Origin of the sequence: Amycolatopsis sp. NPDC026612 (genome assembly GCF_040638285.1) — a bacterium.
Classification (GTDB): Bacteria; Actinomycetota; Actinomycetes; order Mycobacteriales; family Pseudonocardiaceae; genus Amycolatopsis.
Genome location: NZ_JBEZYB010000068.1, coordinates 1 through 23088 on the forward strand (window position 1 = coordinate 1; position 23088 = coordinate 23088).

The 23088-nt window shown below is 69.3% G+C and carries 19 protein-coding genes and 2 pseudogenes; 13 read left to right on the forward strand and 8 right to left on the reverse strand.

What is annotated here, in order from left to right; translation table 11 throughout:
* Positions 1 to 136 precede the first annotated feature (136 nt).
* Positions 137 to 1409 (reverse strand): annotated as a pseudogene (locus AB0F15_RS36075) (IS3 family transposase); the annotation flags it as partial.
* 135 nt (positions 1410 to 1544) lie between these two features.
* Here AB0F15_RS36075 and AB0F15_RS36080 point away from each other — a divergent pair.
* Both AB0F15_RS36080 and AB0F15_RS36085 read left to right on the forward strand, forming a co-directional pair.
* A complete protein-coding gene (locus AB0F15_RS36080) occupies positions 1545 to 2246 on the forward strand; it encodes a hypothetical protein (RefSeq protein ID WP_360280592.1) in 702 nt (233 codons plus the stop codon).
* A gap of 12 nt (positions 2247 to 2258) precedes the next feature.
* The gene (locus AB0F15_RS36085) at positions 2259 to 3440 is read left to right on the forward strand and encodes a hypothetical protein (protein WP_360280595.1); all 1182 of its coding nucleotides are present in this window, start codon (positions 2259 to 2261) and stop codon (positions 3438 to 3440) included.
* Between the two features lie 669 nt (positions 3441 to 4109).
* Here AB0F15_RS36085 and AB0F15_RS36090 read toward each other — a convergent pair.
* Together AB0F15_RS36090 and AB0F15_RS36095 are read right to left on the reverse strand one after the other, a co-directional pair.
* Positions 4110 to 4844 carry a four-helix bundle copper-binding protein gene (locus AB0F15_RS36090; protein ID WP_360280598.1) on the reverse strand — a complete coding sequence of 245 codons (735 nt, stop codon included), beginning with the start codon at positions 4842 to 4844 and terminating at the stop codon, positions 4110 to 4112.
* A complete protein-coding gene (locus AB0F15_RS36095) occupies positions 4844 to 5311 on the reverse strand; it encodes a hypothetical protein (protein WP_360280600.1) in 468 nt (155 codons plus the stop codon). Before AB0F15_RS36095 ends, AB0F15_RS36090 begins: the two co-directional genes overlap by 1 nt.
* A 208-nt stretch (positions 5312 to 5519) precedes the next feature.
* Between AB0F15_RS36095 and AB0F15_RS36100 the strand changes: the two genes are divergently transcribed.
* Both AB0F15_RS36100 and AB0F15_RS36105 read left to right on the forward strand, forming a co-directional pair.
* Positions 5520 to 6734: a zinc-dependent alcohol dehydrogenase gene (locus tag AB0F15_RS36100; protein ID WP_360280602.1), complete on the forward strand. Its 1215-nt coding sequence runs from the start codon at positions 5520 to 5522 to the stop codon at positions 6732 to 6734.
* Entirely contained in the window at positions 6731 to 8515 is a 1785-nt protein-coding gene (locus AB0F15_RS36105; RefSeq protein WP_360280605.1) for a thiamine pyrophosphate-requiring protein, read from the forward strand. The genes AB0F15_RS36100 and AB0F15_RS36105 overlap by 4 nt, the downstream gene beginning before the upstream one ends.
* Before the next feature lie 310 nt (positions 8516 to 8825).
* On the opposite strand, the gene AB0F15_RS36110 is transcribed toward AB0F15_RS36105, so the two are convergent.
* Positions 8826 to 10286 carry an aldehyde dehydrogenase family protein gene (locus AB0F15_RS36110; protein ID WP_360280608.1) on the reverse strand — a complete coding sequence of 487 codons (1461 nt, stop codon included), beginning with the start codon at positions 10284 to 10286 and terminating at the stop codon, positions 8826 to 8828.
* 101 nt (positions 10287 to 10387) lie between these two features.
* Between AB0F15_RS36110 and AB0F15_RS36115 the strand changes: the two genes are divergently transcribed.
* A complete protein-coding gene (locus AB0F15_RS36115) occupies positions 10388 to 11608 on the forward strand; it encodes a CoA transferase (protein WP_360280610.1) in 1221 nt (406 codons plus the stop codon).
* Positions 11605 to 12783, forward strand: coding sequence for an acyl-CoA dehydrogenase family protein (locus AB0F15_RS36120; protein ID WP_360280613.1), 1179 nt, complete (start codon positions 11605 to 11607; stop codon positions 12781 to 12783). Before AB0F15_RS36115 ends, AB0F15_RS36120 begins: the two co-directional genes overlap by 4 nt.
* A gap of 10 nt (positions 12784 to 12793) precedes the next feature.
* Here AB0F15_RS36120 and AB0F15_RS36125 read toward each other — a convergent pair whose 3' ends face one another.
* Positions 12794 to 13231 carry a PPOX class F420-dependent oxidoreductase gene (locus tag AB0F15_RS36125; RefSeq protein WP_360280616.1) on the reverse strand — a complete coding sequence of 146 codons (438 nt, stop codon included), beginning with the start codon at positions 13229 to 13231 and terminating at the stop codon, positions 12794 to 12796.
* Positions 13232 to 13369: 138 nt separating this feature from the next.
* Between AB0F15_RS36125 and AB0F15_RS36130 the strand changes: the two genes are divergently transcribed.
* The 4 genes from AB0F15_RS36130 to AB0F15_RS36145 all read left to right on the forward strand — a co-directional run bounded on the left by AB0F15_RS36130 (position 13370) and on the right by AB0F15_RS36145 (position 17297).
* Positions 13370 to 14299: a zinc-binding dehydrogenase gene (locus AB0F15_RS36130; RefSeq protein WP_360280619.1), complete on the forward strand. Its 930-nt coding sequence runs from the start codon at positions 13370 to 13372 to the stop codon at positions 14297 to 14299.
* A 63-nt stretch (positions 14300 to 14362) separates the two neighbouring features.
* Complete coding sequence (locus tag AB0F15_RS36135) at positions 14363 to 15499, forward strand: glutathione-independent formaldehyde dehydrogenase (RefSeq protein ID WP_360280622.1); 1137 nt, start codon at positions 14363 to 14365, stop codon at positions 15497 to 15499.
* Between the two features lie 751 nt (positions 15500 to 16250).
* Positions 16251 to 16592, forward strand: a complete 342-nt coding sequence (locus tag AB0F15_RS36140) for a hypothetical protein (protein WP_360280625.1) — start codon at positions 16251 to 16253, stop codon at positions 16590 to 16592.
* A 186-nt stretch (positions 16593 to 16778) separates the two neighbouring features.
* Entirely contained in the window at positions 16779 to 17297 is a 519-nt protein-coding gene (locus tag AB0F15_RS36145; protein ID WP_360280628.1) for an RICIN domain-containing protein, read from the forward strand.
* Positions 17298 to 17409: 112 nt separating this feature from the next.
* On the opposite strand, the gene AB0F15_RS36150 is transcribed toward AB0F15_RS36145, so the two are convergent.
* Positions 17410 to 17967 (reverse strand): RICIN domain-containing protein, encoded by a 558-nt coding sequence (locus tag AB0F15_RS36150; RefSeq protein WP_360280631.1) that lies wholly within the window; start codon positions 17965 to 17967, stop codon positions 17410 to 17412.
* Positions 17968 to 18081: 114 nt separating this feature from the next.
* Positions 18082 to 20265 (reverse strand): helix-turn-helix domain-containing protein, encoded by a 2184-nt coding sequence (locus AB0F15_RS36155; RefSeq protein WP_360280634.1) that lies wholly within the window; start codon positions 20263 to 20265, stop codon positions 18082 to 18084.
* 257 nt (positions 20266 to 20522) lie between these two features.
* On the opposite strand from AB0F15_RS36155, the pseudogene AB0F15_RS36160 reads away from it, so the two are divergent.
* The 3 genes and pseudogenes from AB0F15_RS36160 to AB0F15_RS36170 form a co-directional block, all read left to right on the forward strand.
* A pseudogene (locus tag AB0F15_RS36160) lies at positions 20523 to 20738 on the forward strand (IS256 family transposase); the annotation flags it as partial.
* Positions 20739 to 21025: 287 nt separating this feature from the next.
* Entirely contained in the window at positions 21026 to 21685 is a 660-nt protein-coding gene (locus AB0F15_RS36165; protein ID WP_360280688.1) for an SDR family oxidoreductase, read from the forward strand.
* Between the two features lie 12 nt (positions 21686 to 21697).
* Entirely contained in the window at positions 21698 to 22594 is an 897-nt protein-coding gene (locus AB0F15_RS36170; protein ID WP_360280637.1) for an ABC transporter substrate-binding protein, read from the forward strand.
* Here the strand turns inward: AB0F15_RS36170 and AB0F15_RS36175 are convergent.
* The gene (locus AB0F15_RS36175) at positions 22565 to 22954 is read right to left on the reverse strand and encodes a nuclear transport factor 2 family protein (protein ID WP_360280640.1); all 390 of its coding nucleotides are present in this window, start codon (positions 22952 to 22954) and stop codon (positions 22565 to 22567) included. The genes AB0F15_RS36170 and AB0F15_RS36175 overlap by 30 nt on opposite strands.
* Positions 22955 to 23088 lie beyond the last annotated feature (134 nt).

Below are 23088 nucleotides of genomic sequence, written 5' to 3' on the forward strand. Positions count from 1 at the left end.
TGCACAGTCCCGCTACGTTTGAAGCCCTCACCAGGCCACCAGACTCGGTGCCCTGACCCCACACCCGCCGTGTCCGGCGAACGGGGGGAAGCTCACGCCGAGCCCGGGCAGGCTCGAAGGGTTGATCGTAGCGTGACGCTTGGTGGCGGGCTTCGGTCTGGACTGGGGTGCGCTGGCCGAGCTCGCCATGGACGCGGCGATGGTTGTACCAGTCGACGTATTCGGCGACGGCGATCTCGACATCACGAACTGATTGCCAGCCGCGGCCACGGGCAACAGGGTTATGGATCAATTCGCACTTGAACAGGGAATTGAATGCCTCAGCCATCGCGTTATCGTAGGAATCTCCGCGCGAGCCGACCGAGGCTACTACTGCTGCTTCGGCCAAGCGCTCGGTGTAGCGAATGGCACGATATTGAACTCCGCGATCAGAATGATGGACGAGTCCGGTCACGTCTTGTCCGGCCCGTTGTCTGGCCCAGATCCCCATCTCCATTGCGTCGAGGGCAAGAGTCGTGTGCAACGAGGTCGACACCTGCCAGCCCACGACCATTCTTGAGAACACATCGATGCCGAACGCGGCATACACCCATCCCGAAAACGTCCGGATATAGGTGATGTCCGCAACCCAGAGCTGGTTCGGCTGATCGGCGGTGAAGCGGCGGTCGACCAGGTCCGCCGGCGACGGCGAGGCTGCAGCGATGGTGGTCTTGGGCCGCCTGCCTCGCCGTAGTCCCTGCAGGCCCTTCTGGCGCATCAGCCGCTCGACCGTGCAGCGAGCCACACGGATTCCCTCGCGGTTGAGCTGGGCATGGATTTTCCGTGCTCCGTAGACGCCGTAATTCTCACGGAACACGCGCTCGATCTCGGTAAGCAGTTCCGCATCTCGCACGGCACGTTTCGACGGCGTACGCTTCTTGGCTGCCCAGAAGGTTCTCGGGGCGATCCGCACGTCCGCATCGTTCAAGACTGCGCAGATCGACTCGACCCCGAGCTTCTTCCCCTCGACAACTCGCTCGCGGTGGCCTTCGATATAGTCGACGACCACCGCGAGCGGAACCTCCCGCCGAGGCGCGGAATCGTCAGGGGCTACTTGATTTTGCGGTCGAGCTCCGCGGCGGCGAAAAACGCCGAGGCCGTCTTCAGGATCTCGTTCGCCCGCCGCAACTCACGGACCTCGCGTTCCAGCTCGGCGATCCGCACGGCATCGTCGCTGGTGCGGCCGGGCACCGTGCCGGCGTCGATCTCGGCCCGCTTGACCACGTCCGTAACGCCTCCGGGTGCACATCCAACTGGCCCGCGACCCGGCGGATCGCCGCCATCCGCTGGCCCTCGGCCGCGATCGCGTCCAACGCCATCCGCGTCGCCCGCTCACGCAGCTCGTCGCTGTACTTCTTCGGTGCCGGCATGCTCTGCATCCTCCCTGAGATCAGAGCCTGCACAGAACCCGGGGCGCATCAGCGGGATTGCAGGCTCAACAGGAGTTGTCTCTTCGGTACGAGAGCGATCTCCTTGCAGAACTGGCGGACGACAGTGTTTTCGCCGTGCTGACGCTCGTGCCCGACTTGCCGGGGGAGCTGCCGATCGACCACGCCACGTTTCAGCGTGTTCAGCGAGAAGTGCTGACTGATGAGATGCTCGAAATTTTCAGTGGATACTCGTGGCAGCGAGTCTCCGTGGCCGAGGGATGCTTTATCGCTGATGTCGGTCACGACGACAAGCCGAAGCATCAGGTGGCTCTGCTGTATCGGAGCGGGGCGGGGGTCTTCGCGAAGGCGGTGTCCACCCGAGACGAGTCCGGTGTGGAACGGATCATCGACGAATGGCTTGTCGATACGACCATCGCCGGACTGGACTTCCTCGTTCGCCGAGCCCGGCTTGCGGCTGCTGCAGGCTCGGCGTCGTTGAGGCTGAGCCTGTATCCCGTCGAAGAATCCCGGCCGGTCGGCCTTGCCCACTACCGGCGCCACGGACTCCGGGAAGGCTTCGGACGTCTGAGGACGAAACGACCAGTGGCTCAGGCCGTCATCGATGTCGATGCGGTCGCGACCTCCCGGCGGCAGCTCATGATGGCCGTGCACGCCTTGGCCAGCGGCATCTTCCATGCCTTCGGCGTGCCGGAGGTCTATCAGATCGACGCAGAGGGTCGCGTCCGCCGGAAGTACTGGTCGAGTGATGTGCAGGGGATGTTGAAGCGATGGGCTGAGGCCGGAGGCGTACCCATCGTCGAATCGACCGTGAGCTGAAATGAAGCGTCAATGAACGCCTCGCTCTTCGAGCAGATCTCCGCGATGCGCCTCGACAGGGACGGCACGATGTCGATCTTGTTGAAGAACGGGCGAGCCATCACGGCGAGCGGCGGGCGAGAGGTCTTCGAGCCCACCAGCGCGATCGCCTCGTACACGCACCACCTGCACTCACAGCAGTTGCACCTGCAGACGACTCGTGGCCACAACGTCGTGGTCGAGCTGCCACGCCCCGGCGACTTCGCTCCCGTGAACAAACGGCCGACGATCTATCTCGATCAGAATCATTGGAGCACGCTCACGAAGGCGATCCAATATCCGGAACGCGTACGCGACGGACGGGAGCTCGCGGCGGCGATGCGCCTCGTCGAAATGGCTACGGATCGGCAGGTCGTGCTACCGATGTCGTCCGCGCACATGGCGGAGACGTGCAAGCAGGTGGACTTCGAGCAACGTTACCGGAGGGCGCTCACGATCCTGCGATTGTCGGCCGGGTGGCAGCTGCGCGACCCGTTGAGCCTTCGGTTGTTCGAACTACAACAGGCCCTCACCACACGCTTCCGCGGCCGTTGCCTCATCCCGCCGGCGGCCGTGACGCTCGAGCCCAACGCAGTCCACGCATCTCGTGAGAAGGCTCCTCCGGCGAGTAGTTCGGACCTGCCGTCCGAGGCACGATGGTTTGCCCGCGTGGTCGGCTGCATCGGAGGCATCATCGACACCATGCTGGACGCCGATCACGTCCTGATGGATCCACAGCACGGTTGGGCAGCGGGTTTCCAGCAGTTTGGGGACTTCCTTCGCAACAATCCGTCGGGTACGGAGCTGAAGCGGCAGCGCATCCGTGCGAAGTTCATGGCGGACATCGGTCCGGAACTTGCTCGCGCCGCTTTGCAGGCCCAGATCGCCACGGAGCAGATGTCGGTCTGGTACCTCCAGCACAGTCACGAGGACGTCGACCGGATGCCGGCACTCGGGCTGTTTCGAGAGGTCATCCACGAGAAACTGGCCACCGGTAGCCTCCGCTGGAATGCCAACGACCTGACCGACATGATGTACCTGACTGCAGGGGCCGGCTATTGCGACCACGTGGTGAGTGAGCGGTCGCATGCTTCGCACCTTGCCAACGCGTACCGGCGGCTTGGACGAGTTGGTCAGGTCCACCGCACGCTCGACTCCCTGCTCAGCCGGTTCTGAACGCCGCACCGCGACTTCGCTGTTCGCGCAGTCTCCGTCCGGATACCTCGCTTGGTTGGCGGCGCGGGAGGGGGACGTAGGTGCTGAGGATGGTCCGCGGTCGGTTCGCACCACCATGTCGGCCAGCTGGGCCAGCAAGTATGTCATCGCCGCGCCAATCGAGTCCATTGGGGACTCCGTGCCGCAAAGGTATCGTTCGGGTCCGCTCGATGACCGCTGTCGAACTTGTGTTGGCGACTGGCAGGTACCTCGTGACCAGCGAAAACAGCGTAGGTGACCCCCTCATTGCCAGTGAGGGTCGATCATGGCCCTGACCTGCGGCAATGGAGAATCGCCTGATGAAATGATGCGCTTGATCGCCGTTGCTGGCAACTGTGTGTTGTTGAGTGCAGTTGTGACAGGGGGTTTGCCCCAGCTGTGCCCCAGTGAAATTAGCGAGAGGAATGGTGGCGCTCGTATCGAACACCTGATCCATCCGGCAGGCGACGTGGGCTCGGATCTGGCCGAGCAGGATCGGCCCGGGCTGTGTCGTGCGGTCGGACCAGCGCCACGAACGACCTGGGCTAACGAGCCCGTCCTGAGTCGAGATGAAGTTGAGGTTGGCTCGCCAGGGCGCACGTTATGCGGCATAGACAGATGAGCGGACGTTGTTCGACGTGGGTCTCCGTATCAAGGCGCCGCCTCGTGGCCTAAGGCTGCGCTGTGGTCGAAGCCGTGAGGCGTGTGGGCGTGCAACAGTTTCCCGGCGTGGGTCATATGTTCTCCTCCGTTGTGGGGAGGGCTGTGCAGGTGGTCGAGGGCGTGATCGCTGAACGGCTTCAAGACGTCGACCTGGAAGGGCTTGGCCGTCACGTCCGACGGCTTGATTGAAAGGTGGTTGGTTGATGAATGGGGGTTGATGGCACCCAGTGAGCCGCCCGTGCCGCCGCCGGCCCCACCGGCGCCTCCATGGTCACCAGAGCCCGTGCTTTTGCCGGCAGGAACGGAATGGGGATCGGGTCCGGTGGACTTGGGGAGGCCCTTGGCCTCGCTTGGCTGGTTACCGGAACCGTTTCCTTTGGGGACAGGGGAACCAGCCTTCGTTGCAGGCGGATTGTTTCCGACATGCACTTTGCCGGCCTTTCCCGTGTGGCTGGGATTCGGTGACTTGCCCTGCCGGTGCAGCTCCGTTGCGCCGGCGCGGCGGGACAGCACCCGGGCCGTGGTGGCGCAGAGGTCGGCGCAGTCGAGGTCGGTGCGGATGCAGGCGGCCAGGTCGGCGACCGACGGTTCGGACAGGCAGGCGTCGGCGCAGACGGTGCACGCGCGGGCGCAGGCCAAGCAGTCGTCGATGCAGTTGGCGATCGCGGTCGGGTCGATTCCGCCGAGGTCTTCCGGGTGGCTTTCGAGCAGGGGCAGCGTCATCAGTCGTCCTCCGTCGTGGTGGCGTAGGTGGTGGCGGTGGTCAGGCCGTAGGCCAGGTGCGGGATCAGGTCGCTGAGCCAGTCGGACCGGGTCCACTCGCGGGGATCGGACACGCCCATCGACGCCATCGGCAGGCTGGCGGCGGCGATCGCGGCGAGCCCACTGACCAGGGCCGCGACCGGGGTCGATGGCCGCCAGCCGGCGGCCCGGGCCGCGCCGTACGCCGCGCCCACGGTGACACCGGTGACCATGCCGAGCAGTGCGCCCGCCCCGGACTCCCGGTTGGATCGCTTCTCCTCGTCGCCGGGTACCGAGAGGCCGGCCTTGGCCGCGAGCCGCCGGACGCTTTCTTCGGGCGTGCTGCTGGCACCGCGGCCGCGCAGCACCATGTCGAGGTAGGTGACGGCGTTCAGCGCGGTGGTGCCCGCGGCACCGGCGGCCACACCACGCAGGATCTGTTTCAGCATGGCGGGTCAGCGGCCGCTCGAGGCGTTCCGCGGCCGGTCGATGAGGCCGGCGCCTCCGCCGGCGAGCTCGGTCGAGGTCATCACGGCTCCGTTCGATTCGGGGACCGTGGCGGCGTACCCGGTCGCCGCGCCGTCAATCCTTCCGCCACCGAAGGCGTACCGGCCACCAGGGCGGGTACGCGGGTGGCTTCCGGCCGAAGGAGGAGCAGTGAAGGCAGTGGTCTGGCACGGCATCGGGGACATCCGCATCGACGAGGTGCCCGACCCGAAGATCCTCGAGCCCAGTGACGCGATCATCCGCGTGACCCGGTCCGCGATCTGCGGCACCGACCTGCACCTGGTCCGCGGCACGATGCCCGGCATGCAACCCGGCACGATCCTGGGGCATGAAGCCGTCGGCGTGGTCGAGGAGGTCGGCCCGGCGGTGCGCGGGTTCTCACCCGGTGACCGGGTGGTCGTCACGTCCACGATCGGGTGTGGCACGTGCTCGTACTGCCGCGCCGGGTACTTCGCCCAGTGCGATACTGCCAACCCGAACGGGCCGTCGGCGGGGACGTCGTTCTTCGGCGGACCGGAGACGACCGGCCCGGTCGACGGGCTTCAGGCCGAGTACGCGCGGATCCCGTTTGCGATGACCACGCTGGTGCGGATCCCCGAATCGGTGAGCGACGACCAGGCGATCCTGGTGTCCGACATCTTCCCGACCGCGTGGTTCGGGGCGCGGCTGGCCGAAGTCGGTCAGGGTGACAGCGTGCTGGTGCTGGGCGCCGGTGTGGTCGGGCAGTTCGCCATCGCGTCGGCCAAGCGGCAGGGCGCGGGCCGGGTGTTCGTCGTGGACGGATTGCCGTCGCGGTTGGACAAGGCCCGCGGGCAGAACGCCGAAACGATCGACTTCAACCGCGAGGACCCGGTCGCGATGGTCAAGGAGCTGACCGGCGGGATCGGCGTGGACCGGGTGATCGACGCGGTCGGCGTCGACGCGCAACGGCCGTCGAGCGGGCCCGCGGCCGAGCAGGTTGCGCAGCAGGCGGAGCAGTTTGAGCAGGAGCGGGAGCTGGCCGCGCCGGACGCGTCGCCGTCGGGGGAGCAGTGGGTGCCCGGGAACGCGCCCAGCCTCGCCGTGCGGTGGGCGGTCGAGGCCGTGGCCAAGGCCGGGAGCATCGGCGTGATCGGGGTGTACCCGCCGGGGTTCGACCGGTTCCCGCTGGGCGATGCGATGAACCGCAACCTCACGATCAAGATGGGCAACTGCAACCACCGCCGGTACGTGCCGCGGCTGCTGGGCATGGTCGCCTCCGGCGCGGTCGACCCGCTGGCGTTCATCACCCAGCACGAGGAACCGGCGAACGCGATCGAGGCCTACGAGACGTTCGACCGGCGTGAAGAAGGCTGGCTCAAGACCGTCCTGGACGTGTCGGCGTGACCCGCACGGTCGCGGACCTGGTCGTCGAACGGCTGGCGACCTGGCAGGTGCCGCGGGTGTTCGGCTACGCGGGCGACGGGATCGATCCGGTGCTGGCGGCCCTGCGCCGGGCGGGCGGAGAACCCGAGTTCGTCCAGTCCCGGCACGAGGAGATGGCCGCGTTGATGGCGTCCGGGCACGCGAAGTACACCGGCACGCCCGGGGTCTGCCTGGCCACGCAAGGACCCGGCGCGATCCACCTGCTCGGCGGGCTCTACGACGCGAAGCTCGACCGGCGGCCGGTCGTCGCGATCGTCGGGCAGGTCGTCTCGACGGCGCTGGGCAGCGGCTATCTGCAGGAGGTCGACCTGCACGCGTTGTTCAAGGACGTCTGCGCGCAGTACCTGCAGACCGCGTTCGCGCCCGAGCAGGTGCCGATGCTGCTGGACAACGCGTTCCGCACGGCCATCGAGACCCGGACGCCGACGTGCGTGATCCTGCCGCACGACGTGCAGCGCGCCGAAGCGCCGGAGGAGATCCCGCACGCGCACGGCGTGGTGCCGTCGTCGCCGGTGTCGGCCCGGCCGCGGGTGCTGCCCGACGACAGTGCGGTACGCCGAGCGATCGAGGTCCTGCGCGCGGGCCGGAAGGTCGCGCTACTCGTCGGGCGCGGCGGAGCGGGTGCGCGGCGCGAGATCGAGCAGGTCGTCGACCGGCTCGGCGCGGGGGTGACGGTGTCGCTGGTGGGCAAGCCGGAGCTGCCGGAGGGCCCGGACTGGCACACCGGCGTCATGGGCCACCTCGGGACGACGGCGAGCGCGGAGCTGATGAGCGGGTGCGACACGCTGCTGATCGTCGGGTGCAACGACCCGTGGACGGAGTTCTACCCGGCGCCGGGCCAGGCCCGGGCCGTGCAGATCGACAACGAGCCCCGTGTGATCGGCAGCAAGTACCCGGTCGAGGTGGCGCTGGCCGGCGACGCGCGCGAAACCCTGCGCGCGCTGCTGCAGCTGCTTCCGCGCAATCCGGATCGCCGGTGGCACAGCGACGTCGGCAAAAGCGTCGTGCGGTGGCGCGAGATCGCCCGGGACCGCGCCGAGCGGCCTGCCGATCCGCTCAACCCGGAGCTGGTGGTGCGCAAGCTCTCGGACCACATTCCCGCTTCGGCGCGGGTGGCGGTCGACGTCGGGTCCTCGACCTACTGGTACGCGCGGCACCTGGCGTTGCCGCCGGGCGTGCCCGCGCACGTGTCGAGCTACCTGGCGGCGATGGGCTGTGCGCTGCCGTACGCGCTGGCGGCGAAGCTGGCCGCCCCGGACCGGCCGGTCGTGGCGGTGGCCGGGGACGGCGCGATGCAGATGAACGGGTTGCTGGAGCTGATCACCGTCGCCGACCGCCGGCGCTCGTGGGCCGATCCGAGGTTCGTGGTGCTGGTGCTGCACAACCGCGACCTCAACGAAGTCACCTGGGAGCAGCGGGAAATGGAAGGCGATCCGCGGTACGAGGAGTCCCAGCGGGTCGCGGACTTCCCGTACGCGGCTTACGCGGACCTGATCGGGTTGCGCGGCCTGCGGCTCGACGATCCGAAACAGGTGGACGACGTCTGGGAGCAGGCGTTCGCCGCCGACCGGCCGGTCGTGATCGAAGCGATCGTCGACCCGGCCGTGCCGCTGCTGGCGCCCCACCTGCCGGACGCCAAGGCGGGGAAGATGCGCCAGGGGCTGGAGCAGGAGACCGACGACGCCGGGGCCGGCGAGCAGGTCGCGAACCAACGCGCCGACGAAGGACATCATGACGGGTGAGGGGGAGTTCACCACGGCCTGACCGGGAAGTGCGCGCGGGGCTCGGCGACCTCACGGTTCGCCGCGGAAGTTGTCGTTCCCGGACGGGTGTCCTTTTCGTGAGCGGGCGTGGTCGTCTTCGAGCGGTCCGTCCGGGGCGTTTCGGCGTTGCGGTTCCCGCCTGGCATCCGGCGGCTCGTTCCGCGAAAGGTGCTCGTCCTCGTTCCGATCATCCGGGTCCGAAGGCTGGTGCGTCATGATCCCCTCGTCTCGATTTGGTCGCCGCGCACCGCTCCGCGGCGTGGCGAGCTGGGTGCCTTCTCAGGGGTGATCACAGCTGTGGCCGGCTTTGCTCGTCCCGGACCGTGACCCACTGCCAGCGGGTGAACTCGTCGAGGTTGACGAACGAGCCGAACCGGCTGCTCCCACCGGATTCGCCGATCCCGCCGAACGGCGCGATGGTTTCGTCGTTGACGGTCTGGTCGTTGACGTGCACCATCCCGGCGTGCAGCCGGTCGCCGACCGCGCGGGCGCGCGCGGCGGATCCACTGTGGACTCCGGCGACCAGCCCGTAGGGCGTCGCATTGGCCAGGCGGACGGCCTCGTCGTCGTCGGTGAACGTGGTGACCACAGCCACCGGGCCGAAGATCTCCTCCTTGAAGGCCGGCATGTCGGGGGCGACGCCGGCCAAGACGGTCGGACGGAAGAACAGCCCGTCGTGGCGGCCACCGGCGGTGACTCTCGCGCCCGCGTCGACCGACCGCTGAACGACGGATTCGATGTGCTCGGCCTGGCCGGAGTTGATGACCGGCCCCAGGTCGACGTCCTCGCGGGGATCGCCGACCCGCAGGCCGTCGGCGATGCGCGTGAGCTCCTCGACGTAGGCGTCGGCGATCTTCTCGGCGACCAGGTGCCGTCCCACGGCCATGCAGACCTGGCCCTGGTGCACGAAACTGCCGAACGCGCCGGCGGCCGCGGCGGCCGGGACGTCGGCGTCGTCGAGGACCACGAACGCGTTGTTGCCGCCGAGTTCGGAGACGAACTTCCTGAAGCTGCCGGCCGCGGCCTTGGCCAGTTCGCGCCCGACCGGGGTCGAGCCGGTGAAGGAGATCATGTCGATGTGCGGGTCTTCGGCGACGGCGTTGCCGAGTTCGCTGCCCTTGCCCGGCAGCATGTGCAGCACGCCCGCGGGCAGCCCGGCCTCTTCGAAGAGCCGCGCGATGACCACGCCGCAGCAGATCGCGGTGTCGCTGGCGGGTTTGAGCACCACGGCGTTGCCGGTCGCCAGCGCCGGGGCGACCGAGCGCATGGCGAGGATGAGCGGGAAGTTCCACGGCGCGATCACCGCGACCACGCCGAAGGGGACGCGGCGGGCGATGCTGGTGCGGCCCTCTTGGGTGGTGGGCAGCAGGGTGCCCCACGGCGCGCTCGCCAGCGACGCGGCTTCGTGCAGTTCGTCGAGGGTGAGGTTCAGCTCGAGTTCGACAGCGGTGGCCGTCTTCCCGGCTTCGCGGGTGAGCCAGCCGGCGATCTCGTCGCGGTGCTGCTCGAACAGGGCCGCGGCGCGGCGCAGGACGGCGGCGCGTTCCCGGTAGTCGGCGTGCACCCAGGCTCGTGCGCTTGCGGCCGCGGCGGCCGCGGAGCGGGCGAGGTCGTCGGCGGTGGCCGTGCCGACCTGGCCGAGTTCGTCGCCGGTGGCGGGTTCGATCGCCGCGGTCGTGCCGCCGGTGCGTGTCCACTCGCCGGTGAACACCCGGCCGGACCAGCGGTCGCGTTCGTCGAGCAGTCCCAAGGTCCTGTCCTCTCGTCCGGGTGTGTGTGGTCGGCTACCCGGGTGGCTGACGGGCAAACGGCCTGATGTGTCGGGCCGGATGCGGCGGGTAGCCGGGGGAGATGACCTCTTCGACAGGTGGTGCGCTGGCGGGCCTGCGGGTGATCGATATGGCGGCGGTGGTGATGGGACCGTATGCCGCACAGATCCTGGGCGACCTCGGCGCTGACGTGGTCAAGGTCGAACCGCCGGCCGGGGACATGACCCGGCACAGCCGGCCGCAGCGCCACGACGGCATGGGCGCGCTCGCGCTGAACGTCAACCGCAACAAGCGCAGCCTGGCCGTCGACCTCAAGAGCCCGGCCGGGAAAGAGGCGTTCCTGGCCCTGGTCCGCACGGCCGACGTCCTGATCACCAACACCCGGCCGGGTGGGCTGCGACGGCTCGGCCTGGATCCGGAGTCCCTCGCCCGGGTGAACCCGCGGCTGGTCTACTGCACCGCCCAAGGCTTCCGCGGCGACTCCGCGCGCGCCGACCACGCGGCCTACGACGAGATCGTGCAGTCCGCGTCCGGGCTCACCGACCTGATGCGCCGCGCCACCGGGACGCCGACGTACGTGCCGACCATCCTGGCCGACAAGGTTTGCGCGCTCACGATCGTGTACTCGGTGCTCGCCGCCGTCGTCCACCAACGCGCGACCGGCGAGGGCCAGCACGTCGAGGTGCCGATGACCGACACGATGCTGGCGTTCAACCTCGTCGAGCACCTGGCCGGGCAGACCTTCGAGCCGCCGACCGGGAAGGTCGGCTTCCCGCGGTCGCTTAGCCAGGGGCACCGGGCGATGCCGACCGCGGACGGCTGGGCGTGCATCATCCCCTACACCCCGCGCAACATCGCCGACTTCTTCACCGCGGTGGACCGACCCGAGTTCGCCGACGACGTACGGTTCAGCACGTCCGCCGCGCTCGCTGAGCACCACGCCGACCTGTACGAGCTGATCGAGGGGCTGGCGCCGACCCGGACCACGGCCGAGTGGGCGGCGCTGTGCGCGGCGCACAGCATCCCGTTTTCGCCGGTCCTGGACCTCGACCACGCGGCCGACGACGCTTACGTCACCGAAAGCGGCCTGCTGTCCGTCGGCGACCACCCGACGGAAGGGCCCTACCGCGTCATCGCCAACCCGCTGCGGTTCTCCGCCACTCCGCCCACCATCCGCAGCCACACCCCGGCCCTGGGTGCGCACACCGCAGAGCTGCTCACCGAGCTGGGCTACGACACCGAAACGATCGCCGCGCTCGCGGACCAGGGCGTCGTGCGGATCCACGAGGAAGGACGGCCATGACCTTCGAGACGCACCCAGGGGACTTCTACGGGTTCGAGAACCTGCTGCCGGAGACCGAGCGTGGCATCGTGCTGCGGGTGCGCGAGTTCCTGCGCACGCAGGTCGCCCCGATCATCAACGACCACTGGGCGCGCGCGGAGTTCCCGTTCGGGATCATCGACGGCTTCCGCGAACTCGACATCGCGGGGCTGATGTACGACGGCCTCGCCGCCCACCGCGGCACCCGGCTGCTGACCGGGTTCCTGGCGCTGGAGATCTGCCGCTGCGACCCGTCGGTCAACACCTTCTACGGTGTCCACACCGGACTGGCGATGGGCAGCATCCACCGCTGCGGCTCCGACGAGCAGCGGGAGCGCTGGCTGCCGTCGATGGCGCGGCTGGAGCGGATCGGCGCGTTCGCGCTGACCGAACCGCACGGCGGCTCCGACGTCGCCGGCGGGCTGGAGACGACCGCGCGACGTGACGGAGAGAGCTGGGTTCTCGACGGTGAGAAGAAGTGGATCGGCAACGCCACCTTCGCCGACCTGGTGATCGTGTGGGCGCGCGACGTCGAAGACGGGCACGTCAAGGGGTTCGTCGTCGAGAAGGACACGCCGGGATTCCGCCCGGCGAAGATCGAAGGCAAGATCGCGCTGCGCGCGGTGCAGAACGCGGACATCGTCCTCGACGGCTGCCGCGTGCCCGAAGAGAACCGGCTGCAGCGGGCGAACAGCTTCCGCGACACCAGCGACGTGCTGCGCCAGACCCGCGGCGGGGTCGCGTGGGGTTCGGTGGGCTGCATGATGGCCGCCTACGAGCTGGCGCTGGCGTATGCCAAGGAGCGGCAGCAGTTCGGGCGGCCGATCGCGAAGTTCCAGCTGATCCAGGACCACCTGGCCACGATGCTGGGCAACGTCACCTCGTCGCTGGCGCTGGTCGTGCGGCTGGCGCAGCTGCAGGACGAGGGCGTCACCAAGGACGAGCACGCGGCGATGGCGAAGTCCGTGGTCACCACCCGGATGCGCGAGACGGTGGCGTTGGCCCGGGAAGTGTTCGGCGGCAACGGCATTCTGCTGGAGAACGACGTCGCCCGGTTCTTCGCCGACGCCGAAGCGCTCTACAGCTACGAAGGCACCCGGGAAATCAACCAGCTGATCGTGGGCCGGGCGGTGACCGGGATGGGTGCCTTCGTGTGACCGACGACGGTCAGTCCGCGATGCCCTTGGCCTGGTCGATGTAGGTCTGCCGCTCCGGTGTGACGCGCAGGATGACGCGCTCGGACTTGATGTTGTCCGGCGGGTAGTCCTCGCCGGTGTACTTGCGGGAGAGCCGGTCGACCTGGCGGCGGGCGCGTTCGCCGTTTTCGACGCCGGTCACCTTTCCGCGGACTTCGGCGTAGCGGTAGGGGTTCGCTTCGTCGCGGATCAGCACGGTGATCCGCGGGTCGCGGGCGACGTTGTGGGCCTTCGCGCGGTGGGTTTCGGTGTTGAGCACGATCTCGCCGTCCTCGACGTCGACCCAGATCATCTGGGTCTGCAGGCTGCCGCTGGGCAGGACGGTGGTGACCGCGGCGAAGTTCTTGCCGGTGGCCAATTCTTCGGTTTCGGGCAGCAGTTCCGGGCCATCGGCCGTGCGTGCGGGCAACGTCGGCTCCTTCCGATCGGGGTGCGGCGTGCACTACGCCACGCGGGGCGGCTACCCGGCCGCGGGCTGGGCAAACGGCAGCCGTTTCGCCGGGCCGCTGCCGGGTACGCAGACGGAATGCCTGTTCAAGCCGTGGTGATGACGGAATTCGGTGGCCCTGAGGTCCTGACGCTGAAAGAGGTCGATCGGCCCGAGCCGGGGCCGGGGGAGTTGCTGGTCCGGGTGTTCGCGTCGGGGACGAACCCGGTGGAGGCGAAGATCCGGCAGGGGGTGGCCATCCCGGATCTCGAGCTGCCCGCGGTGCTGGGCGGTGACGTCTCGGGTGTGGTCGAGGAGGTGGGGCCCGGCGTCACCGACTTCGCCCGGGGTGACGAGGTGTTCTACACCCCGGAACTGGCGTCGGGGCTGGGCAGCTACACCGAGCTGAACGTCGTCGCCGCGGCCATCGTGGCACCGAAGCCGCGCGGGCTCAGCCACGTCGAAGCGGCGGCGATCCCGCTGGCCGGGGGCACCGCGTGGGAGGCGATCGTCCGGCGGCTGGCGGTGCGTCCCGGGGAGACGGTGCTGGTGCACGCCGGCGTGGGCGGGGTCGGCACCTTCGCCGTCCAGTTCGCCATTGCGGCGGGCGCCCGGGTGCTGGCCACGGCCGGCCCGGACAACCAGGACCTGATGCGAGACCTCGGCGCCGAAGCGATCGACTACCACGAAGCCGACCCGGTCGAGGCGGCGCTGGAACACACCGACGGCACCGGGGTTGACGCGGTGCTCGACCTGGTCGGCGGGGAAAACCTGGTGAAGAGCTGCGCGGCGACCCGCGCGTTCGGCCGGATCGCGACCGTGCTGGCGCCCAAGGGCGAGCTGAGCGCGCTGTACCAGCGCAACCAGCAGCTGCACGGGATCATGCTGACCCGCGAGCGCCGCCGGCTGGAGGAGATGACCCCGGTGTTCGAACGCCGGCAGGCCCGGCCGGTCGTCGACGAGGTCCTGCCGCTGGACCAGGTCCGCAAAGCGCACGAACGCCTCGATTCCGGGCACGGCCGGGGGAAGACGATCCTGGATCTCACCTGATGGGGGTTACCGCGGAGTGCGCCGGGTAGCCGCGCCGGAGTCCGGTGATCGATGGGAGTCGAAATGAAGGCAGTGGTGTACCAGGGTCCGCGTCAGGTGGACGTGCGCGAGGTACCCGATCCGGTGATCGACCAGCCGACGGACGCGATCGTGAAGATCACGACGACGAACATCTGCGGGTCGGACCTGCACATGTACGAAGGCCGGACCGCGGTCGAGGAGGGCAAGGTCCTGGGCCACGAGAACATGGGCATCGTCGTCGAGATCGGGGCCGGCGTGACGCGGGTGAAGGTCGGCGACCGGGTGTCGGTGCCGTTCAACATCGCCTGCGGGACGTGCCGGAACTGCCTGGAGGGCTGGACGTCGTTCTGCCTGCGGGTAAATCCGGCCGAAGGCATGGACGGCGCCGCGTACGGCTACGCGAACATGGGCCCGTACGACGGGGGCCAGGCCGAGTACCTGCGAGTCCCCTACGCGGATTTCAACCTGCTCGACCTGCCCGCCGGTACCGAGTACGAGAACGATTTCACGATGCTGTCGGACATCTTCCCGACCGGCTGGCACGGGACCGAGCTGGCCGGGATGCGCCCGGGTGACCGGGTGGTCGTGTTCGGGGCCGGGCCGGTGGGCTTGATGGCCGCGCACAGCGCGGTGATCCGCGGCGCGGCCGAGGTGTACGTCGTGGACAAGGAACGCGACCGGCTGGCGATGGCCGAGAAGATCGGTGTGCTGCCGGTGGACTTCGGCGAGGCGGACCCGGTGGAGCAGATCATGGCGGCCACCGGCGGGCAGGGCGCGGACTGTGGCGTCGAAGCCGTCGGCTACCAGGCGCACGACCATTCCGGTCAGGAGCACCCGGAGCTCGTACTGGACAACCTGATCAAGTCGGTGCGCTCGACCGGCGGGATCGGTGTGGTGGGGGTCTACGTCCCGCAGGACCCGGGTGCAGCGACCGAAGGGGCGAAGGAGGGCCGGATCGGGTTCGACTACGGCACGTTGTTCACGAAGGGGCAGCGCATGGGAACCGGGCAGTGCCCGGTCAAGCGGTACAACCGGCGGCTGCGGGACCTGATCGTCACCGGCCGGGCGAACCCGTCGTTCCTGGTGTCGCACGAGCTGCCGCTGAAGCAGGCGGCGGAGGGGTACGAGCGGTTCGACCACCGCGACGACGGCTGGACGAAAGTCCTGCTCCGGCCGTGACGGGTTTCCTCCCCAGCGTGGTCGGTCGGCGCCGGGCACCCGCTGGGCCGGTTCTGTTCCCGCTTGGACTGCGGTGCGCGGGCGGTCTGATCGTGTTCCTGCTGCTCGCCGCCCGCGCCCGAAACCGCCGGGCCCCGGGCGGGTGAGGCGCTGCAGGTGGCCGGCGGTGCGGTGACGATCGTGGCCGGCTGCGTGGCGGTCGCGCGGTCGGGCGAGGGCACCCAGCGGGCTCTGAGTCCGGCCGCGGCGACCGGCGCGCTGTTCGGCGTCACGGCCGGACTGACCTAGGTAGCCGCGAACGACCTGCACCACGGCGTCGGCGAGTGCTGCGGAATTGGCCCGGCTACGCGTCCCTGTGCTGCGCGGCCGCCGGTATCGGCGGCGCAGCCCTCGGCTGACGGTGGCGGCATCGCCGTGCTCGGCAAGCGCGCGCCCGCGGCGGTGCGGGCGCAGTAGGGTGCGTGACGCCTCAGCCCGCGGAACTCTCGACGAGACCGGCCAGCCGGTCGAGGGACTCGCGCAGCCGGCGCGGCCGGGATCCGGTGGGACGAGGAATGCACGGTCCGCTCTCGGCACAATCATGACAGGCTCCCCCTGCTATACGCACCATCGGTGATGTCAGGGGTGCTGTCAACAATCCGGCAGGCCCGCGTACGGAATCGTTCGGGATTGCGTTGCGGCCCGGGCCACCGGTGCACGCTCGGAGGCAGGCAGAAAGCCCATTGCCGACCATCCGGAGGCTGACCTGATCATGAAGAGGACCACTCGCACCCTCGCGCTCATCGGCACCGCGGCACTGGCAATGACGCTGGCTGTCGCAGCACCCGCCGTCGCGACGCCGGCCGGCAACAAATGCCTGGTACAGCACAGCCTTGATCAGCAACCGGTCGCAACGATCGTCGCCCACGCCGAGCCCCCCGAGAACGAGGCGTGCGGCGTCGGGATGATCACCCTCCAGGTCTGGCGCAACGACGTCCTCGTGTCCTCCCAATCCGGATGGGCCGGGCTGGACTACGAGTACAACTGCGTCACCACAGCGCCGACCGTATGGCGTACCAACTGGGACCCGGCGCGGACCTTCAACTGCGGCTGAGCCCGGCCCGCACTGTCCCGCCGGCGATCGCCGTGGCGGCGACAGTGGTGAGGGTGCTGCGGCGGACCTTGGGTCCTGGACCGCGGCGGCCTTGCCGGTGCGTCTCGATGGAATGTCATGAAACGCAGCACCAGTGTGGAGGGCGGCCGTTGACGTTCGGCGCCCGAACCTACGGGAGGTACTCAGATGAGAAAGCGGATCGCCACGACAGCTCTCGCCTTGATGGCGGCCATGGCGGCGTCGCTCGCCGCCGCCGCGCCGGCGTTCGCCGACGACCACTTCGACATGACCGTCCGGAACACGGCCAGCGGGATGTGCCTGACACCGCAGGGCGAGTCGTCGGCCGACGGCGTGCCCATCGTCCAGGTCACGTGCAACGGCAGCCCGTTCCAGCGGTGGGACTTCGTCGACCACGACGATCACATCTTCCAGATCCGCAACGCGGTCACGTTGAAGTGCATGGACGTGCTGGGTCGCAACAACAACGGGACGCCGGTGGTCCAATGGCCCTGCTCCGGCATCAGCAACGAGCGGTTCCAGGCGAGCCGGGACCTGCCGGACTTCGTGAGTCTCCGCTCGCGGGTCGCGAACACGAACACCCACTGCATTGACGATCCGGGCGGGCTGGGCACCGAGGGTGCCGCGATGCAGCTCTGGGTCTGCAACGGTACCCCCGCACAGGCTTTCGGCGTTTTCCCCGTCTGACAGCACGTCGACCCGGCTGCGACAAACCGTGCGGTTGTCGCAGCCGGTGGCACGTCACCACGCGAGACCGGCCGGTTCGCCGACCGGACGCCGATGGAGCAGGTCCGCTCGGCTAGTTCGGCAGGATCGGCTGGAACCGTTCGTTGACGAAGCCGTAACAAGGGTTCTGTACGAGACGGCGGTAGTTGGTGGTGGTGATGCCGTCCACCGACAGGCACAGGCCGCTGTTGACGTTCTGGAACTGCGCGTCCCCGTAGTAGTAGTCCCAGATCATCCGCCACTGCTGGTTCGTGCCGACCAGGCAGTTGTACTGGATGATGGGGTTTCCCTGATTCATTCCGTACCCGGAGTCGTCCAGGCACTTGGCGGTGGCGACGTTCTGCAGCCAGAAGACGTTGGGGTCGTCGGTGGCCTGTCCCATCCGCCATCTCTGGTTGTTCTTGTATTCGCAGGTGAACTGGTCCACCGGGGCGGCGTCGTCGTAGCGTTCCTTGTCGACCTGCATGCACTTGAGGCCGGTGGGAGGGCTGCTGCTGAGGGGCTGCCAGGCCAGCACCTCACCGCTCACCGGCGGCATGACGGTCCGGTCGGCGTAGGCGGGGGCGGCGCCCGTCAGCGCCACGACGGCGATCACGAGCGGAACCAGGATCGCGCGGGGCAACTGCAGCATGAGTCTCCTCGGAAGGCACGAATGCGGGCGGGCGACGAGCCCGTGACGCGGGGAACACTAGGGATCACCACAGTGGGACTCCAGGAGGAACCGGCGGAAAAGCAGGCAGAAACTTCAGTGGCCGCCGAGGTGGTCGTGGATGCGGGCCCGGTCGGGAAGGCCGATCGGGAACGTCAGTGCCTCGCGCAGCAAGGCGACGCTGTCCGGGTCGCCGTTGGCGGCGGCGGTCTCGCCGAGCGCGAGCAGTGCGAGCCCGGTTGCCTGGGCGTGCTCGGCTCGGCGAGCCAGTTCCAGCGCTTGCTTGCCGGTGGCTGTGGCGTCGTCCCAGCGGGCCTGTCCGGCGTGGGACTGGGCCAGCAGCGCCAGCGCGAAGGCCTCGGAGCCGGGTTCGCCGAGGGCGGCGAATGTCGCGGCTGCTTCGGTCAGCAGGATTGCCGCTCCGGTGTGGTCGCTGGTGTCGTTTTGCACGGCGCCGAGGTTGAGCTGCGCCACCGCGACGCCGCGCCGGTCGCGGAGCTCGTGCTTACGGCGCAACGCGGCAGTGTGGTACTCGATCGCTTGTGCGTAGGCGCCGCGGTCGTGCGCGAGCGCGCCCAGGTTGTTCAGCGCGATCGTCTCGCGGCGCGCGTCGCCGGTGGTCCGGGCCTGATTCAGGACGTCGGTGTACGCGGCCGCGGCGTCGGCGTACCGGCCGGCGAACTTGTGGACGTTGCCGATCAGGGTCAGTGCCGCCGCCCGGCCGTCCGGATCGGCGCCGAAGGCTTCGGCGGCGGACGCCGCCAGCGCCAGAGCCGCCTCCAGGTCGCCGTTCTGGTTGGCGGTGGCCGCGGCACCGTGCCAGGCCCACGCCCGGGCCTGCTCGGTGGGCGCGGCGGCGGCCGCCCCGGCGAGCATCCGGCGTCCCTCGGCGAACCGGCCACGGGCGACATAATGGCCGGTCAGCGCGCGCACGGTCGCCACGTGCAGCAGGGCGGGCACGGCGTCGACGGCGTGCTGGACGGCGGCACGGACGTTGTCCTGCTCGTCGCCCAGCCGCGGATCGCCGTCGCAAACCAGGCGGAGGAAGTGGTCCGCGTGCTTGTCCCGATCGCCCGCGCTGGTGAGCTGGTCCTCCACGACCTCCCGGATGGTGTCCAGCATGCCGATGCGGGGGTGCCCGGCCCGGTCCGTGACGGTGACCAGGCTGTGCGCGGCCAGCGTCGCCAGCGCATGCGGCCGGCCACCGAACACGGCCTCGACGTCGACCGGGTCGGCGCCCCCGGCGAACGCACCCAGCACGCCGAACAGCCGCCGGTCGGGATCGGTGAGCCCGCGCGTGCTCCACTCGACCGTGCGGCGCAGGCTCAGGTGCCGGTCGGCCAGATCCACCGTGTCGCCGTGCAGGTCACGGACCTGGGCGAGCACCTGTGACGGCGCCTGGGTGCGCAGCCGCGCCGCGGCGAGCTCCAGAGCCAGCGGCAGCCCGTCCAGCCGGCGGCACAGCGCGGCGACCGCGGCGGCGTTGTCTCCGGTGAGCGCGAATCCCGGCCGGACCGCGGCGGTGCGCTCGACCAGGAGTTCGACCGCCGGGTTGCCAGCCAGGGCCGCCGGATCATCACTGTCCGGAGTAGACAGTGGGGTCAGTGGCCACAGGTGTTCGCCCCGTAGCCGCAGCGGCGCCCGGCTGGTCACCAGCACGGTCAGCCGCGGGCACCCGGCGAGCAGCGCGGCGAGGTCGGTGGCCGCCGCGGCGACGTGTTCGAAGCTGTCGAGCACCAGCAACCATCGCCCGTCGCCGATCACCGTGGCCGGGTCGGGCGTACGCAAGGATTCCGCCAGCGCCTGCGGGACGTCGTCGGACTCCCGCAGGGCACTCAGGTCGAGGCCGTGCACGGCCTCGAACCGGCTCGCCGCCTGCCAGCCGGCTTCCAGCGCCAGGCGCGTCTTGCCGACCCCGCCGGTGCCGGTGATCGTGACCAGCCGCACCGCGGGATCCTGAACGAGCCGAAGCACCGCGGCGAGGTCGTCGGATCGGCCGACGATCGAGGTGACCGGTGCCGGCAGCGCCGGGCGTGCGGTCCGCCGTCGACGCGTGTCCGGCGGCGGCGCGGTGCGGGCGCTCCGCGCGAACGCCGCCTGTTCTTCCGGCGTCAGGCCGAGCGCGCCGGCGAGTGCCCGCAGCGTCTCGCGATGCGGGCGCCGCGTAGCGCCGCGCTCGATCTCCCCGATGGCGCGGACGCTGATCCCGCTCTGCTCCGCCAGCTGCTCCTGCGACAGGCCGCGGCTGCTCCGCAGTCCTGCCAACATCTCGGACAGCATCCGCCCCGATTGCACCGCGCCATAGTAGAGACGCCGCGTGAGGGATCAAGCAAAGGCCCGGCTCGCCACGGCTCCGAACCGTTGCCTTCGCTCCGCCGCGGTGTGGTGACCCGGGCATCCCAGGCGTCACCACACCGCGTCACCGGGATCAGCCCCGGTGCCACTTCTGGTTCGCGTTCCCGGTGGGACTGTTCCAAGATCGGTGTTTCTGGCCCGACACGCCGGGCTGAGGTCCGGCGAGATGGGCACTGTGAGTGATGACATCGGACCTTGTGAGTCCATGTAAGCGTGAGTCGAAGCCGGCGCGGGAGCTGTCGCCGGAGCAGGCCGCCGCGGCGGCGATGGTAGCCGCGGCGAAGGCCCGCGGGCTGGCGTTGACCGGCCCGGACGGGTTGTTGAAGCTGTTCAACAAGAACGTGCTGGAAACCGCCTTCAACGAGGAGATGACCGAGCATCTCGGGCACGAGAAGAATTAGTACTGCAACGACACTTCGTGATGGCCGCGTCGTCGGTAGTGGCTGGCACGCGCTCGGGCTTGGCTGATTCGTCGCCATCGCGACCAGTGCATTGCATGCTGGATTGCGTGCCGGATCGGTACGGTAACGCGGTTGAACAGCCTGCGTATTTCGTTGGAGGTGAGCGATATCAGGCCGGGTGTGGATCACCTTTTTTCGCGGCGTCTCGAGTGATGACGACGAATGCCGCTGCGGCCATGGCGAGGGTGATATGACGATACCATGCTTCGTATCGGCGGATGCGGGTGGTGGTCGACTACCTCCACAGCAGTCAGGCGGCCGCGGAGGTCGTGGCCGGGATCGAGGCGGCGGGTGGTCAGGCGATGGCTTTCCAGGCCGACGTGCGCGACGCGGCGGTGGTCGAGACCATGGTCGAACGCGTCGGGGCGGCCTGGGGTGGCATCGATGTCCTGGTGCACAACGCCTTGACGCCGTACGCGATCAAGCCGTTCCGGGACATGACGTGGGAGGAGCTGGGCGGCAAGCTCGACGACGAGATGCGGGCCGCCTTCGTGGTGACCAAAGCCGTCCTGCCGGCCATGACCGATCGGGGTTGGGGGCGGCTGGTCTATCTCGGCACCGGTCTGAGTCGCCAACCGCGGGCGGACATGATCGCCCTGGGCACGGCCAAGGCCGCGCTGACGCAGTTCGCCCGTTACCTCGCCCAGGAACTGGGGCCCCGGGGGATCACGGTCAACGTCGTCGAGCCCGGTCCGGTGGCTGAAACCCGGATCTCTCGGGTTCTCGACGAGGAGCAGAAGCGGCGTCAGATCGCCGCGACCCCGCTGGGCCGCCTGCCCCGCCCGGAGGACGTCGCCCGCGTGGTGGCCTTCTACGCCGGTGAAGACAGCGCCCATATGACGGGCACCACCGCCCCGGTCAACGGCGGCATGGCGATGTACTGAGGAGACGAGCTGATGCACACCATCGATCTGGCCTACGTCGGGCGGGGCCTGCACGAGGAACTCGTCGCCTACATCGCCGACCAGGAGGACTACTACGCCGACGAGGGTGTCCACGTCGCCCTGCGCGACGGCTGCGACTGGAACGAGGAGCGGCTGCGCCGCGGCGCCACCATCGGGCTCGGCCGGGTGCTGCTGTCCCGGTTGACCGGCGGCATCCGCTGGGTGGCCCTGACCGTCAACACCCATCGCCCGCTGTTCTGGTTCCTCGCCCGCTCCGGACTCACCGACTTGACCGACCTGGCCGGCCGGCGGCTCGCGGTGCACGCCCCGCACACCGCGCCCGGGTGCTTCGCCCGCATCGTGTTGCGCGGCGCGGGGCTGGATCCCGACCGCGACGTCGACTGCATCGTCCGGCCACCCGGCGACTACGGCATGGACCTGCGCCACCTGAGTGACGGCACCATCGACGCCGCCTTCGTCGGCAGCACCATGGCACCGGAGGCGGTCGCCGCCGAGCACGGCTGGCGGGTACCGGCCTGGGTAGGCGACCACTTCCGGATCCCCACTGTGGGCGTGGCTGTCGACCCTGCCCACGTCCGGCCCGAGGACCCGGCGGTCCAGGCCGTCGTCCGCGCCCACCGGCGCGCGCTGCGGGTGATCCACGAGGATCCTGGCACGACCGTGCGGTACATCCAGGCGTTCCTCGGCGGCCACACCGCGGCCGAGGCCCGGGCCCACTACGAGACGTTCATCGCCCCGCACTTCACCGCCGATGGCCAGGTCGACGTCGCCGACGCCGACGCCGCCATCACCGCGGTCGCCGGCGAACTCGGGGTCCGCGCCGCCTTCACCGCGACGGAGTTCTATCGCACCGCGACGCTACCGGCCCGGGATCGGCTCAGCCAGTGACGCTCGCGACGGAGACGCCGGGAACGGTTCGGCGAAATACTGCGTCTCGTGCCGCACAAGTCCGCCGGTGAACTCCATGATGCTCACCGTGTTGGTGGGTACACCGTCATAGGTGATCACGCATTCGCTGACCCAGAAGTCGTTACTGCCCTGGATGCGGACGATCGTGAAATGGCGCTCCGCCGGGTGACCCCCACGTTGCGCTTGGATCGTTGAGCGGCCTCGGAAGCGCTCCCCGGACTGCGGGTAGTCCAAGATCGCGTCGGCCGCGTAGATCGCGTGCTCGGTGCCGGCATCTCCGAGTTCGGAGGCAGTCCAGTGTTCCTCGATCCGCGCCCGGGTCTCGGAGTCACGTGTCATGGTCGTCCCTTCCCTGGTCCGCGCCGGCGCCGGGCATGTTACTCACCCGGCGCTGCGCACGGCCGGTCGTACGTACGAGCCAATTCCGGAGCAACGACCGCGATGCGCGGGGTTTTCTGCGGCAGCTAACACTG

Bases quoted from the DNA above. Each gene is read 5' to 3' on its own strand.
- AB0F15_RS36175 (WP_360280640.1), bottom strand. From the start codon at position 22,954: ATGACACGTGACTCCGAGACCCGGGCGCGGATCGAGGAACACTGGACT.
- AB0F15_RS36090 (WP_360280598.1), bottom strand. From the start codon at position 4,844: ATGACGCTGCCCCTGCTCGAAAGCCACCCGGAAGACCTCGGCGGAATC.
- AB0F15_RS36150 (WP_360280631.1), bottom strand. From the start codon at position 17,967: ATGCTGCAGTTGCCCCGCGCGATCCTGGTTCCGCTCGTGATCGCCGTC.
- AB0F15_RS36130 (WP_360280619.1), top strand. From the start codon at position 13,370: ATGACGGAATTCGGTGGCCCTGAGGTCCTGACGCTGAAAGAGGTCGAT.
- AB0F15_RS36135 (WP_360280622.1), top strand. From the start codon at position 14,363: ATGAAGGCAGTGGTGTACCAGGGTCCGCGTCAGGTGGACGTGCGCGAG.
- AB0F15_RS36145 (WP_360280628.1), top strand. From the start codon at position 16,779: ATGAGAAAGCGGATCGCCACGACAGCTCTCGCCTTGATGGCGGCCATG.
- AB0F15_RS36155 (WP_360280634.1), bottom strand. From the start codon at position 20,265: ATGCTGTCCGAGATGTTGGCAGGACTGCGGAGCAGCCGCGGCCTGTCG.
- AB0F15_RS36085 (WP_360280595.1), top strand. From the start codon at position 2,259: ATGAACGCCTCGCTCTTCGAGCAGATCTCCGCGATGCGCCTCGACAGG.
- AB0F15_RS36115 (WP_360280610.1), top strand. From the start codon at position 10,388: ATGACCTCTTCGACAGGTGGTGCGCTGGCGGGCCTGCGGGTGATCGAT.
- AB0F15_RS36095 (WP_360280600.1), bottom strand. From the start codon at position 5,311: ATGCTGAAACAGATCCTGCGTGGTGTGGCCGCCGGTGCCGCGGGCACC.
- AB0F15_RS36170 (WP_360280637.1), top strand. From the start codon at position 21,698: ATGCACACCATCGATCTGGCCTACGTCGGGCGGGGCCTGCACGAGGAA.
- AB0F15_RS36120 (WP_360280613.1), top strand. From the start codon at position 11,605: ATGACCTTCGAGACGCACCCAGGGGACTTCTACGGGTTCGAGAACCTG.
- AB0F15_RS36140 (WP_360280625.1), top strand. From the start codon at position 16,251: ATGAAGAGGACCACTCGCACCCTCGCGCTCATCGGCACCGCGGCACTG.